The 12,984-nt window shown below is 66.6% G+C and carries 12 protein-coding genes; 11 read left to right on the top strand and 1 reads right to left on the bottom strand.

Features of this window, described 5'->3' with window-relative positions; translation table 11 throughout:
* Positions 1–417: 417 nt before the first annotated feature.
* The 6 genes from CXQ91_RS18910 to recN are packed head-to-tail and all read left to right on the top strand — an operon-like array spanning position 418 to position 7,189.
* The gene (locus CXQ91_RS18910; protein WP_104175434.1) at positions 418–2,313 is read left to right on the top strand and encodes a hypothetical protein; all 1,896 of its coding nucleotides are present in this window, start codon (positions 418–420) and stop codon (positions 2,311–2,313) included.
* Between the two features lie 6 nt (positions 2,314–2,319).
* On the top strand, positions 2,320–3,312 hold the full coding sequence (locus CXQ91_RS18915; protein WP_104175435.1) for an HAD-IIA family hydrolase: 993 nt from the start codon (positions 2,320–2,322) through the stop codon (positions 3,310–3,312).
* Between the two features lie 22 nt (positions 3,313–3,334).
* On the top strand, positions 3,335–3,595 hold the full coding sequence (locus CXQ91_RS18920) for a hypothetical protein (RefSeq protein WP_104175436.1): 261 nt from the start codon (positions 3,335–3,337) through the stop codon (positions 3,593–3,595).
* Positions 3,596–3,597: 2 nt separating this feature from the next.
* Positions 3,598–4,410, top strand: a complete 813-nt coding sequence (locus CXQ91_RS18925) for a TlyA family RNA methyltransferase (RefSeq protein WP_104175437.1) — start codon at positions 3,598–3,600, stop codon at positions 4,408–4,410.
* Between the two features lie 13 nt (positions 4,411–4,423).
* Complete coding sequence (locus tag CXQ91_RS18930; protein WP_104175438.1) at positions 4,424–5,446, top strand: NAD kinase; 1,023 nt, start codon at positions 4,424–4,426, stop codon at positions 5,444–5,446.
* A gap of 3 nt (positions 5,447–5,449) precedes the next feature.
* A complete protein-coding gene (gene recN / locus CXQ91_RS18935) occupies positions 5,450–7,189 on the top strand; it encodes a DNA repair protein RecN (protein ID WP_104175439.1) in 1,740 nt (579 codons plus the stop codon).
* A gap of 23 nt (positions 7,190–7,212) precedes the next feature.
* On the opposite strand, the gene CXQ91_RS18940 is transcribed toward recN, so the two are convergent.
* On the bottom strand, positions 7,213–7,731 hold the full coding sequence (locus CXQ91_RS18940) for a DUF2867 domain-containing protein (protein WP_258074128.1): 519 nt from the start codon (positions 7,729–7,731) through the stop codon (positions 7,213–7,215).
* Between the two features lie 78 nt (positions 7,732–7,809).
* On the opposite strand from CXQ91_RS18940, the gene CXQ91_RS18945 reads away from it, so the two are divergent.
* The 5 genes from CXQ91_RS18945 (at position 7,810) to CXQ91_RS18965 (ending at position 12,984) form a co-directional block, all read left to right on the top strand.
* A complete protein-coding gene (locus CXQ91_RS18945; protein WP_104175441.1) occupies positions 7,810–9,603 on the top strand; it encodes a CTP synthase in 1,794 nt (597 codons plus the stop codon).
* A gap of 27 nt (positions 9,604–9,630) precedes the next feature.
* Positions 9,631–10,293 (top strand): NUDIX hydrolase, encoded by a 663-nt coding sequence (locus tag CXQ91_RS18950; RefSeq protein ID WP_104175442.1) that lies wholly within the window; start codon positions 9,631–9,633, stop codon positions 10,291–10,293.
* The gene (gene xerD / locus CXQ91_RS18955) at positions 10,293–11,348 is read left to right on the top strand and encodes a site-specific tyrosine recombinase XerD (protein ID WP_181038956.1); all 1,056 of its coding nucleotides are present in this window, start codon (positions 10,293–10,295) and stop codon (positions 11,346–11,348) included. The genes CXQ91_RS18950 and xerD overlap by 1 nt, the downstream gene beginning before the upstream one ends.
* A 411-nt stretch (positions 11,349–11,759) precedes the next feature.
* On the top strand, positions 11,760–11,936 hold the full coding sequence (locus CXQ91_RS25395; protein ID WP_258074129.1) for a sigma factor-like helix-turn-helix DNA-binding protein: 177 nt from the start codon (positions 11,760–11,762) through the stop codon (positions 11,934–11,936).
* A gap of 22 nt (positions 11,937–11,958) precedes the next feature.
* The gene (locus CXQ91_RS18965) at positions 11,959–12,984 is read left to right on the top strand and encodes a hypothetical protein (protein WP_104175443.1); all 1,026 of its coding nucleotides are present in this window, start codon (positions 11,959–11,961) and stop codon (positions 12,982–12,984) included.

Raw genomic sequence — 12,984 nt, forward strand, 5'->3', positions numbered from 1 at the left:
AGAGGCCGGCCAGCACCCAAGCCACACACCGCCGTCGTAAATTCACCGGAAACTGAGAGAGCGTCCGGGAATTTCCCGCAGGAAGTGAGAGAGCGTCGCCCCGAGATTTCGCTGGAATCCGGGAACCCGTTCCTCCATTGCCCTGGGCGCGCCTCGGTCAAGTCTCCCCAGGTTTCGTCCACCAGGCCGAAGGCTGAACCGGCACGCTACTGAGGTGGATTCGTTGGCCTTGTGAGGCTTGACACGAGAGTGCCTTGCGGGGCCGGGACGGTTAGTTCGTGAGCGGCGACTCGCCTAGAATTGCATGAGATGTACGGACTTGGAAGCGCTTTATTTCGGGTTGCGTAGGAAAACGAAACACGGATAAGAGCGGCTGCGATTGCGCCAGTGGTCGGCTCACAACAGGAGGAATCCAACATGGCTGAGCACAACGGCGGAAATCGAAGCGGCAAAGATCGCGGCAGTTACGGAGGCGGGCGGCCTTCAGGTGGCGGCCCGTTCCGGGCATCAAATAATTCAGGCGGCGATCCCCGCGGATTCCGCGCCAAGGATGACCGCGGTGAGCGTCCGTCGCGCGAGGGGACAGGTGACCGTAAGCCGTTCGGTGAGCGTCCGTCCCGCGAGGGCGGAGCAGAGCGTCGCAGCTTTGGTGCCGGTGATCGCGATCGTAAGCCGTTCGGCGCCGGTGACCGGGACCGTAAGCCGTTTGGTGACCGTCCGTCCCGTGAGGGAGACCGGGACCGTAAGCCGTTCGGCGAGCGTCCGTCGCGTGAGGGTGCGGGTGATCGCGATCGTAAGCCGTTTGGTGCGGGAGATCGTGACCGTAAGTCGTTTGGTGATCGTCCGTCCCGTGAGGGCGACCGCGATCGTAAGCCGTTTGGTGCCGGCGATCGTGACCGTAAGTCGTTTGGTGATCGTCCGTCCCGTGAGGGCGACCGCGACCGTAAGCCGTTCGGCGCCGGCGACCGCGACCGTAAGCCGTTTGGTGACCGTCCGGCCCGCGAGGGCGGAGCAGAGCGTCGCAGCTTTGGTGGCCGCGACCGTGACCGCAAGCCGTTCGGCGCCGGCGACCGCGATCGCAAGCCGTTTGGCGACCGTCCGCGCCGTGAAGGCGACGGCGAACGTCGCAGCTTTGGCGGCGGTGACAACCGCAAGCCTTTCGGTGACCGCCAGGAACGCGCCCCCCGGAGCTTTGACCGTGGCGAATCAGGCCCCCGCGAGTTCGGCCGCGACCGTCCCGAGGACCGTCCTACCCGTGTCCCGAACGCGCGCGACCTGCGCAGCGCCAATCGTCCGGACCGTGAGCGTTCTCCCGAGATCGACGATGACGTCACGGGCCAGGAGCTGGACCGCGCTACCAAACACGAGATCAAGACCCTCGAAGCCAAAAGTGCAGAGTGGGTTGCGCGCCACCTGGTAATGGCCGGACGCCTCATCGACGAAGAACCGGAACTTGCGTTCCAGCATGCCCTTGCTGCCAGCCGCCGTGGCGGACGACTGTCTGCAGTCCGCGAAGCCGTAGGCCTGACCGCCTACGCCGCGGGCCACTACGGCGAAGCCCTGCGGGAATTCCGCACCTACCGCCGGATCAGCGGCTCCAACGTGCACCTGCCTGTTATGGCCGACTGCGAGCGGGGCCTGGGCCGTCCCGACCGCGCCCTCGACGTCGCACGCTCCGACGAAGCCAACGACCTCGACGCACCGGGCAAGGTTGAGTTGGCCATCGTGGCCGCCGGCGCCCGCACGGACCTTGGCCAGCTGGATGCTGCCGTGGCCGAACTGGAAATCGCGCAGCTGGACATCAACCGCGCCTTCTCCTACAGCCCGCGTCTGTTCCGCGCCTACGCAGATGCCCTTGCAGCTGTAGGCCGCGAACAGGAGGCCGGGAAGTGGCAGCGCCAGGCGGTTGTTGCGGAGAATGCGCTCGGTCTCGGAGGCGACGAGGAACCCGACATCATCGACCTTGGCTGGGACGAGGAAGAGGAAGCCCGCGAGGAGGAAGCACGGCGCCGCCTGCTCGCCGAGCAGAAGGCTGACAGCGCTCCCGCCCCCTCCGCGGCCGTTCAGGACGCAACTCAGGCAGCCGTTGTCGAGGCCGCCGCGTCCGACGCCGCCGCTCTCGATGAAGGCTCCGACGACGCCGAGTCCGATCACTTTGAGTCCGACGACGCTGAATCGGACGAGGACTCCGTGGAGGAAGACGAGTTCGAGGCCCGCGGCACCAATGAAGCCGGCACCGATGCAGGTACCGACGAAGGCGCCCACGATGCCGGCGATACGGATTCCGCACAGTCGGACAGCGAGAAGGAATAGCCGCGCATGAGCGCTGATTCATTGATCTCAAGGTTCGACGCCCTACTGTCGGACCTCGACGGTGTTGTCTATGCCGGCCCCCACGCGATTCCGGGTGCCGTGGAGGCACTCCGCCAGCTGGCCGAAATCGACGTCGGGCTTGGCTACGTGACCAACAACGCCTCCCGGACACCCGCGCAGGTGGCGGCTCACCTGCGAGATCTTGGCGCTCCCGCCGAAGACGAACAGGTTGTCAGTTCGTCGCAGGCTGCCGGCGAGCTGCTGGCCGGCCTGCTCCCTGCAGGGGCCCGGGTGCTGATAACGGGCAGCCCGGCGTTGGCACATGAGGTGGAGCTGGTGGGGCTGACACCGGTTCACAGCGCCAAGGAAAATCCGGTGGCCGTGGTCCAGGGTTTCAATCCCGAGATCGGCTGGAAAGACCTCGCCGAAGCCTCCTACGTCATTGCCGGCGGCGCCCTCTGGGTGGCCACCAACACGGACATGTCCATCCCGCAGGCCCGCGGCATCGCTCCGGGCAACGGAACGCTGGTGGCTGCCGTGGCGGCGGCCACCGGGCAGCGGCCGCTGGTTGCCGGAAAACCCGAGGCCCCGCTGTTCCGCACCGCTGCCAAGCGGCTCAGTTCCGAGCGGCCCCTCGTTGTCGGCGACAGGCTGGACACCGACATCCTCGGCGGGAACAACGCCGGGTTCGCCACCGTGGCGGTGCTCACCGGCGTCGACACCCGCGAGTCGATCCTCGCCGCCCGCACGGCCGAGCGGCCTGACTACCTCATCAATGACCTCAGCGACCTGTACCGCCCGTACTCCGTTGTAGAGGAGCACGACGGCGGCACGTTCCGTTGCGGTGCGGCCTCCGCCGTCGTGCGGGGGGAAGCAGTCCACATCAGTGGAGTTCCGGGGGACCTGGACTCGTGGCGTGCGGCCTGCTCGGCGTGGTGGACAGCCAATCCGCAGGCAGCCGCTCCTCTGGCGCCGGCCGTCGAGTGGCTGACGCACTAGGCCGACTCACTAGACTGGGAATATGACCGAGCTGAACAATTTTCCGGAAACGGACTCAGATCGGGCTGGGGTCAGCTGGCCTGCAGCTCCGGCCGGCAACGGCGAGCCGGCCAGCCACAACACGGGCACAGTCCAGGACGCTACAGTTGCCGCTGTGCTGGGCCGCCTGGCTGACATTCCGGAGCTGCCCGTTGGCGGGCACGCGGAGGCCTATTCGGCACTTCACGATGCGCTGCTGGACGCCCTGAACGAAGACGACCCGTCGGCTGCGGGTGACGCCTGAGGATGGCCAGGCTGGACCAAATGCTCGTCACCCGGGGATTGGCGAGATCACGCACCCATGCCGCGCGGCTGATTGCCGAAGGCAAAGTCAGCTCGGACGGCACCGTTTTCGCGAAAGCCTCCACCCAGGTGGACGACCTCACACCCTTGGACATCGCCGACGACGGCCAGGACACCTACGTCAGCAGGGCGGGCCACAAACTGGCCGGGGCACTGGACGCTTTCCCGGAAGTCGCCGCGGAAGGAAAACGCTGCCTGGACGCCGGTGCCTCCACCGGCGGCTTCACGGAGGTCCTGCTGAGGCGCGGCGCGGAACACGTGGTTGCTGTCGACGTCGGGCACGGCCAGCTGGTTCCCGAGCTCAGGAACGACGCACGGGTCTCGGTGCACGAAGGCCTGAACGTGCGCTACATGACGCCGGACCAGATCGGCGGCCCGGCCGCGGTGACTGTCGCGGACCTGTCGTTCATCTCGCTGACCCTTGTCCTGGAGCCGCTTGCGGCGTGCACGGATCCCGGCGGCGACCTTGTCCTGATGGTCAAGCCGCAGTTTGAGATCGGCAAGGACCGCCTGGGCCGCACCGGAGTGGTGAATTCCGAGCGTGAACGCCGGATGGCGGTGGAAAAAGTCGCCAATGCGGCGCTCGACGCCGGGCTGGATCTGCACGGCCTCGCGGCGAGCCCGCTGCCGGGCCAGGACGGAAACGTCGAATACTTCCTGTGGATAAAGCGCAGGATCACCACAGACTTGCCTAAGATCGAAGAGCGGGACGCAGCCGTTGCTGCGTTGCTCGGAACAATCTGGCCGAACCACTAGAAAGCGGAACCCGATGAGCAGGCGTGTACTGGTCCTTGCCCACACCGGCCGCGAGGAATCACTGAAGGCTGCCTGGGAGGCGTGCATCCAGCTGCATGCCTCCGGCATTGTCCCCGTGATGCAGAAATCAGAGCTCGAGGACATGGAGGGGTTGTTCGGCAGGCTCGAAGACCCTGTGGAGATCCTCCACGACCACATCCAGCTTCCCGACGTCGAGCTGGTCATGGTCCTCGGCGGGGACGGCACCATCCTCCGGGCCGCGGAACTTGTCAGGGAAGTGGATGTGCCTCTTCTGGGCGTCAACCTGGGCCATGTTGGCTTCCTGGCCGAAAGCGAACGTGCCGACCTTGCCCAGACCGTCGAATGGATCGCGAGCCGCGACTACACGGTGGAGGAACGGATGACCATCGACGTCCAGGTCTGGGTCAGGGGACAGAAAATCTGGCACACGTGGGCCCTGAATGAGGCCGCCATCGAGAAGGGCAACCGGGAACGGATGCTCGAAGTGGTCACCGAAGTGGATGAGCGCCCGCTGACATCGTTCGGCTGCGACGGCGTGGTGATGGCAACGCCCACCGGATCAACCGCCTACGCCTTCTCCGCCGGCGGCCCGGTGGTGTGGCCGGAAGTTGAAGCCCTGGTGATCGTTCCCATCAGCGCCCACGCGCTGTTCGCCAAGCCGCTGGTGGTCTCGCCCCGTTCCAGGCTGGCCGTCGAGGTCCTGAACCGGACCGATGCCCAGGGTGTGCTGTGGTGTGACGGCCGCCGTTCGGTGGACCTCCCGCCGGGCGCCCGCGTCGAAGTGACCCGCTCGGCCACGCCGGTCAGGCTGGCGCGGACGCACCAGACACCGTTTTCGGCGAGACTGGTCCGTAAATTCCAGCTCCCCATCCACGGCTGGCGCGGGCCCATGCCCCAGGCAGAGTCCGTCCATACCGGGCCGGTACCCATCATCCGTACCCCCAGGCCCATGGTGCCGCCTGCGGGTCCCCGGTCCGCCGGGACGTCCGAGACTGATCCGACGACTGCGAAGTGAACCATGCTTGAAGAACTGAGAATCCGCGACCTCGGCGTCATCACCGACGCAACCCTCCCGCTCGGCCCAGGCCTCAGCGTGGTGACCGGTGAAACCGGCGCCGGCAAGACCATGGTGGTCACCGCCGTCGGACTCCTTTTGGGTGCCCGGTCGGATGCGGGCGCCGTGCGGAGTGGCGCGAAAAGCGCCTCCGCGGAGGCCGTGCTCAAACTCGACGCCGGACACGTGGCCGTCGTACGCGCGCTGGAGGCGGGTGCGGAGGTGGAGGAGTTCGACGGCGGCGCTGAACTGATCCTTGCCCGTCGCCTAGGTGCGGATGGACGCAGCCGGGCGTACCTTGGCGGCCGCGCCGCCCCCGTGGGGGTCCTTGCTGAGATCGGCGAAACCCTGGTGGTGGTCCATGGCCAGTCTGATCAGATCAGGCTGAAGGGGGCGCTTGCCCAGCGCGGTGCGCTGGACAAGTTTGCCGGCGATACCCTGGCAGGCCCGCTGGGTACATACCAGGCCCTGTACAGCCACTGGAAAGCCAGCCAGGCGGAGCTGGACACGCTGCGGGGCGCGGCCCGGGACAGGCTGCGGGAAGCCGAGTCGCTGGAGATCGCGCTGGCTGAAATCGACGAGGTGGACCCGCAGCCGGGCGAGGACGAGTCCCTCAAAGCGGAGGCCGTGAAACTGGCCAACGTCGAAGAACTCAGGATTGCGGCAAACACCGCGCACCAGGCGCTCATCGCGGAGGACTACGGCGATGAGGGCGACGCCACCACCCTGGTGGACTCTGCGAAGAGGACCCTGGAGCATGTGGCTGAGCACGACGCCGAACTCGGCGCGGCAGCCGCCCGCCTGGCCGAGGTGGGCTTCCTGCTGAACGATATCGCCACGGAACTGGCGAGCTACCAGGCAGGGCTGGACTCAGAGGGTCCGGAGCGGCTGGCGGAAATCGAGGACCGGCGGGCCGCCCTGGCCAAGCTGGTCCGCAAGTATGCCCCCAGCATCGACGAGGTCCTGGTGTGGGCGGAGAACGCGCGCGTCCGGTTCGACGAACTGCAGGACGACTCCACCCGGATCGAGGCGCTGGATGCGGAGGTCGCCCGGACCGAGGCGGAACTGAAGAAGCAGGCCGCCGCCATCAGCAAGGTCCGGGGCAAGGCCGCCAAGGATCTCTCGGCACGGGTCAGCGCCGAACTGAAGGCGCTGGCCATGGCCGACGCGACCCTGGTGATCACCATCGAGCCCGCCGCCCAGCTGATGCCGTACGGCGCGGACGAGATCTCGTTCCTGCTCCAGCCCCACTCCGGTGCGCCGGCCCGTCCGCTGGGCAAGGGCGCCTCAGGCGGTGAACTGTCCCGCGTGATGCTGGCCATCGAGGTGGTGCTCGCCGCAGTGGATCCGGTGCCCACCTTTGTGTTCGACGAAGTGGACGCCGGTGTGGGCGGGCGGGCCGCCGTCGAGATCGGCCGCCGGCTGGCCATGCTGGCTCAGCACGTGCAGGTCCTGGTTGTCACACACCTGCCTCAGGTCGCCGCGTTCGCGGACCAGCACATCACCGTCACCAAAACATCGGTCAGGGGGGCCGACGGCGGCACCGCCACCGGGTTCACCTCCAGCGACGTCCGGCTGCTCGATGGCCCCGAAAGGGTCAAGGAGCTCGCCCGGATGCTTGCCGGCCAGGAGGATTCCGAGACAGCCCAGGCGCACGCCCAGGAGCTGCTGGACGACGCCAAGCTGCTGCCCCAGCGGGCCTGAGGGCGGGCCGTGGGAGGCGGGGCTTAGGGATGCTGAAGGCGGCCCGCCGCCCGCACCATCATCGCGTGCACCACCAGCGGGTGCAGCACGCGGACAGGCGCGAAGTACAGCCGGCCCCGCCAGCCCTTGAGCCGCACTGTGGTGGTGACCCGAAGGAGCCGGGCTCCGGCGTCGAACGCCACCCCGCAGCGGAAGTCCAGGTGCTTGTCGTCGGCGCTGATGAGCGCCTCCTCGCCGCGGACATCCGAGACGGCGAAGACACCCTGCGGGGCCCTGTTGATTCCGACCACGCCCACCAGGGCCTGGCGCAGGCCCATCAGGGCCGTCACCCATGCCGGCATTGACTGCGGCGAGAAGAGCGTCTCCGCCCAGACCCGCGGATCGGAAGGGCACCCCGCCGGTACTGGGACAACAATCACATCGGCATAGTCCGGGACCGGGATCGACTCGAGCGCGAGGGACCTGAAGACGGGGCTGGGGCCCGCCCGGGCCAGGTCCTGCGGGTGTTCCGGGGTTTCGCCGGACAGATCCTCGGTGGTCACCCCTTGATCGTAGGGGGATGGCACGGGAGACTGAAGCATTTGGGGAATCCGATTTTCGACCCGTGGAAGGCTCAATTGATGATAGGCTCGAATTCCGTGGTGCAGCGATCAAATTCCCGTGTAAATTCCCGGTTCCCGGGCTCGTCCAAGACGACCAAACACATCTTCGTCACCGGCGGTGTGGCGTCCTCGCTAGGCAAGGGACTGACGGCTTCGAGCCTCGGACACCTGCTGCGGGCACGCGGTTTGTCTGTAACTATGCAAAAGCTCGATCCTTATCTGAACGTGGATCCGGGCACGATGAACCCCTTCCAGCACGGCGAAGTCTTCGTGACTGACGACGGTGCCGAAACGGACCTCGACGTCGGCCACTACGAGCGCTTCCTCGATGAGAACCTCGAAGGCTCGGCCAACGTGACCACCGGCCAGGTCTACTCCACGGTCATCGCCAAGGAACGCCGCGGCGAGTACCTCGGCGACACCGTCCAGGTCATTCCTCACATCACCGATGAAATCAAGCGCCGGATGCGCCTGCCCGCCGAGGGCAAGAACGCCCCGGACGTCATCATCACCGAGATCGGCGGCACCGTAGGCGACATCGAGTCGCAGCCGTTCCTCGAATCCGCCCGCCAGGTGCGCCAGGACATCGGCCGCGGAAATGTCTTCTTCCTGCACGTCTCCCTCGTGCCGTACATTGGCCCGTCGCAGGAACTGAAGACCAAGCCGACGCAGCACTCCGTTGCCGCCTTGCGCTCCATCGGCATCCAGCCGGAGGCGATCGTGATCCGTTCGGACCGCGAAGTCCCGCAGCCGATGCGCGACAAGATCGGCCGCATGTGCGACGTCGACATCGACGCTGTCATCGGCTGCCCGGATGCCCCGAGCATCTACGACATCCCGAAGACCCTGCACACGCAGGGCCTGGATTCCTACATCGTCCGTGCCCTTGACCTTCCGTTCAAGGATGTTGACTGGACCAGCTGGGACAAGCTGCTCGAAGCGGTCCACAACCCCAAACACGAGGTTGAAGTCGCCTTGGTCGGCAAGTACATCGACCTGCCGGACGCCTACCTGTCGGTCACTGAGGCCCTGCGTGCCGGCGGTTTCGCCAACGACACCAAGGTCAAGATCCGCTGGGTCCCGTCGGACGAGTGCGAAACCCACGAGGGAGCGGTTAACGCACTCTTCGGCGTTGACGCCATCTGCGTGCCCGGCGGTTTCGGCATCCGCGGCCTCGAAGGCAAACTTGGCGCGCTGAAGTTCGCCCGCGAAACCAAGCTGCCGGTCCTGGGCCTGTGCCTGGGCCTTCAGTGCATGGTCATTGAGTACGCCCGGAACGTGGTGGGACTCGAAGGCGCATCGTCCAGCGAATTCGAACCGGACTCCAAGTACCCGGTTATCGCCACCATGGAAGAGCAGCTGGACATCGTCGACGGCAAGGGCGACCTTGGCGGCACCATGCGCCTTGGCCTCTACGAAGCCAAGCTCGACGAAGGTTCCGTGGTCGCCGAGACCTACGGCAAGACCACCGTCAGCGAACGGCACCGTCACCGCTACGAAGTCAACAACAAGTACCGTGACCAGATCGCATCGAAGGGCCTCGTGTTCTCCGGAACATCCCCGGACGGCAAGCTCGTGGAGTACGTTGAGCTTCCCCGTGAAGTCCACCCGTACTATGTGGCCACCCAGGCGCACCCGGAGCTCAGCTCCCGGCCCACCCGGCCGCACCCGCTGTTCGCCGGCCTGGTCAAGGCCGCCCTGGACCACCAGAAGGGCGGGGACGTCCTTCCCGCCGCCAAGGGTGCGGCAACAACCAGTGCGGAATCACCGGCTGAGACCGGCGGCACTGCCCGCAAGGTCTCGGCCAAGTAAACACCAACTAAATCAAAGGACGGCGCGATGCCCGGTATGCCTGAAACCCCCAATGCTGCACGGCAGGTTTCGGATGCGCCGAGCCCGCGCCGTCTTTTGTCGTCCCGGAAGGTGTATGAAGGACGCATCTGGGACGTCGTCAGCGACAGCTTCCAGCTCAGTGAACACGGCGACGAACTGGTCCGTGACTACATCGACCACCCGGGGGCGGTGGCCGTCCTGCCGATGAATGACGCCGGCGAGGTGCTCCTGATGAAGCAGTACCGGCATCCCGTGGGCATGGACCTGTGGGAGATCCCGGCCGGGCTGCTGGACGTCGAGGGCGAGGACTTCGTAGTGGGCGCCGCGCGCGAGCTTGCCGAGGAAGCGGATCTGGTGGCCGGGACCTGGAACGTGCTGGCGGACTTCTTCAACTCACCGGGATCCTCCAGTGAGGCGATCCGTATCTACCTGGCCCGGGGCCTGAGCGACGTGCCCGATCACGAACTCCACGTCCGCACGGATGAGGAAGCCGAGATCGAACTGCACTGGACGCCTTTGGACGAAGCGGTGGCGGCCGTCCTGGCAGGCAGGCTGCACAACCCGTCCGCCGTCGTCGGAATTCTTGCCGCGGCGGCTGCCCGCGCCGACGGCTTCGAGCATCTGCGTCCGGCAAACGCCCCCTGGCCCGCCCATCCCAGCCAGCGTTGATGGGCAGCACCGTCACTCCCGCGCCGGAACGCTCCGGGGCCGAGCACGCACTGGCGGAATCTCCCTTTGCCCCGGCTTCGAAAGCCGCGCCGGCGCACACCGGCCAGGCTGACCGGCCGCGCAATGCCATTGACCGCGCCGTCAACGACTATCTCCAGCACATGGGCGTGGAGCGCGGGCTCGCAGCGAACACGCTCTCCGCCTACCGCCGGGACCTGGCCCGCTACGCAAACTACCTCGCCGCGCGCGGCCCTGAGCGCCCCGGCGAGGTCAACCGCCGGCACGTCACCGGGTTCGTGCAGGCACTCTCCGACGGCTCCGACGGCGGGACAGCCCTCGGCGTCAGGTCCGCTGCAAGGACCGTGGTGGCGGTCCGCGGCCTGCACAAGTTCTGGGCCCTGGAAGGAATCACGACGGCGGACCCCGCCAGCGATGTCCACCCGCCGATGCCCGGCAAGCGGCTGCCCAGGGCCATTAGCGTCGACGAGGTCACCCGGATCCTCGAAGCGGCCGGCACGGACACGGCAACAGGCCTGAGGGACAGGGCATTGCTCGAATTCCTCTATTCCACCGGCGCACGCATCAGCGAGGCGGTGGGCCTGGACGTCGACGATATTTCGCTGCAGCCGGACCAGGCCGGCCCGGCGATCGTCAGGCTGTTCGGCAAGGGGTCCAAGGAACGCCTGGTGCCCCTTGGTTCCTACGGCGCACGTGCACTTGACGCCTACCTGGTGCGCGGACGGCCGCTGCTCGCCGCCAAGGGCAAAGGCACGCCGGCGCTGTTCCTGAACGCCCGCGGCGGGCGCATCAGCAGGCAAAGCGCTTGGACCATCCTCAAAGCCGCGGCGGATAAGGCCAGCATCACCAAGGACGTTTCCCCCCACACCCTCCGCCACTCCTTTGCCACGCACCTGCTGGAAGGCGGGGCGGATGTCCGGGTGGTCCAGGAGCTCCTGGGACACGCCTCGGTCACTACCACGCAGGTCTACACGCTGGTCACGGCCGATACCCTGCGCGAGATTTACGCCGCGGCCCACCCCCGCGCACTCGGCTGAAACCCTCGCGGACACAGGGTGAGAATTATTTTTCCGCCAAATGTAATAACTGTGCCCCCGCCAGACACTTAACGGTTAGCAAGTGAGTATCAGGATTTTAGGGGGAGGAATGTTGGTTACTAGGGAACGCTCATTCACGGCGTTGCACTCGGAGAACTTCGGACGTATCTACCGGTACATCGCTTATCGAATCAGCGATACAGACCGGGCGGAGGAGCTCGCCGGGGACGTCTTCAGGATTGCCTGGGAGAAAGACCTCCCGGAAGAACCCGGGATTGGCTGGCTCATTGCCGCCGCCCGGAACGTTGTGGCCAACGAATACAAGGGCGCAACCGCCAGCAGCTTCTGCGGGAAGGCCTGCAGGAGCGGGCGAGGGTCGCAGCGGCGACCAATGACAATGAAAGCGACGCCGTGGCAGGCGTCCTCGCGAAGCTGAATGACAAGCATCGGGAGGTCCTGATGCTCGCCTACTGGGACGGGCTCACCACAGCTGAACTCGCCGAAAGCCTCGGCTGCTCCATCTCGCTGCAGGCGTCCGCCTGCACAGAGCCAGGAAAGCATTCGCCGGCGTGGTCCCGGCACACCTGATGCACGAAAGGACGGCCTAGCCATGGATCGGATCGAACAGCTCATGAAGAACGCAAAACCGCAGATTCCCGGTCCCCGGCAGCAGACCGTCCCGGCCAACCCTGAGCCCGCCGGCGGCGAACCTGAGGCACAGGCTGCCCACACGTTCTCCGGAACCTTCACCGACGGCGACGGCGACGGCGTCACTTCCCTGGACCGTGCACGGCAGTCCAAACGCCGCACCGCCATTCGCACCGGCGTCGCAGGACTTGCAGCGGCGGCCGTGGTGACACTGGCGGTCGTGGCCGGCAACATGGGAGCCATTAACTCTCCGACACCCGGACCGGCCGCCAGCAACACGGCCAGCGATGCAGCTCCGTCGCCCAGCCCGTCTGCAAGCCAGACTGCCACTGCGGCAACAACTTCGGCCTCACCGTCCGCGTCCGCAGCACAGTCATCGGCGCCGTCGTCGGAACCGGCGTCTGTGCCGGGAGCAGCAGCCTGGCAGACCTTCGCCAGCGCCAACGGAAAGGTCGCCTTTGACCACCCGGCAGGCTGGAAGGTGGTGCCGCTTTCGGGGGACGGAGTTGGCAACGTTGTGAAGCTCCAGGTGACCGACGGTGCCGGCAAGCCCGTCGCGGACCTCGTCTACGGTGATACCGGCGGCGCCCTGGGCGGCGCGTGCAGCAGCGAACCCCGGGCGTACACTGTCCTGGACACCGTGGAGATGCAGTTGCCCTACAACTCCGGCGCGAGCGAGGTCACGCCAAGATTCACCTTCCGCGCCCTCGAGACCGGATCCGGCGTCAACGCATCGTTCGGCATCACCACCCGCAGGGCCGGTGCAGACGGACGGTCGTGCATGTTCTACAACGTGGTGAACGGCCCCCAGGAGTCGCCGGTCTACATGTTCGCGGACTCGCTGCAGGTGAACTCCGCTCCTTCGCCGGACGGTGCAACGGGTGCCAAATCGTTCAGCAGCGTTGCCGAAGCCCGGGCATACATGCAGACGTCCGGATACCTCGACGCCAAACGCATGATCACGTCGCTGAAGATCACTGCGGGCTGA

The organism is Arthrobacter sp. Y81, assembly GCF_002929335.1.
In the GTDB taxonomy this organism is placed as follows: domain Bacteria; phylum Actinomycetota; class Actinomycetes; order Actinomycetales; family Micrococcaceae; genus Arthrobacter.